General features: G+C 65.0%; 1 protein-coding gene. It reads right to left on the reverse strand.

All coding sequences use genetic code 11. From position 1 onward, the window contains the following. A partial coding sequence (locus J8I35_RS35015; RefSeq protein ID WP_209929402.1) for an NAD(P)/FAD-dependent oxidoreductase occupies positions 1-515 on the reverse strand: 515 nt, incomplete at both ends.

A 515-nucleotide genomic window follows, 5' to 3' on the forward strand; every position in this document is an offset into this window, starting at 1 on the left:
TCCCACAGTTCCTTGATGCCGATCCCGTACGCTTGCGGATCGGCGTTCGCGTCGAGCTTGAACGTCGAGATCAGCTGACGGCCGAGGTGGCCGCGGCAGCCTTCGGCAAACAGCGTGTACTTCGCGTGCAATTCCATGCCGAGCTGGAAGTTCTCGGTCGGCTCGCCGTCCTTGCCCACGCCCATGTTGCCGGTGGCGACGCCCTTCACCGAGCCGTCGTCGTTATAGAGAATCTCTGCAGCCGGGAAGCCGGGGAAGATCTCGACGCCCAGCGCCTCGGCCTGCTGGCCGAGCCAGCGGGTCACGTTGCCCAGCGAAATCACGTAGTTGCCGTGATTCTTGAAGTTGTCCGGCAGCGCCCAGTTCGGCGTCGTGACTGCGCTCTTCTCGGACAGGAACAGGAAGCGGTCTTCGCTCACCTCGACGTCGAGCGGCGCGCCGCGTTCCTTCCAGTCGGGAAACAGCTCGGTGATCGCGCGCGGGTCCATCACCGCGCCCGACAGGATGTGCGCGCC

This window comes from Burkholderia sp. CpTa8-5 (genome assembly GCF_017815045.1).
Taxonomy (GTDB): Bacteria; Pseudomonadota; Gammaproteobacteria; order Burkholderiales; family Burkholderiaceae; genus Burkholderia; species Burkholderia sola.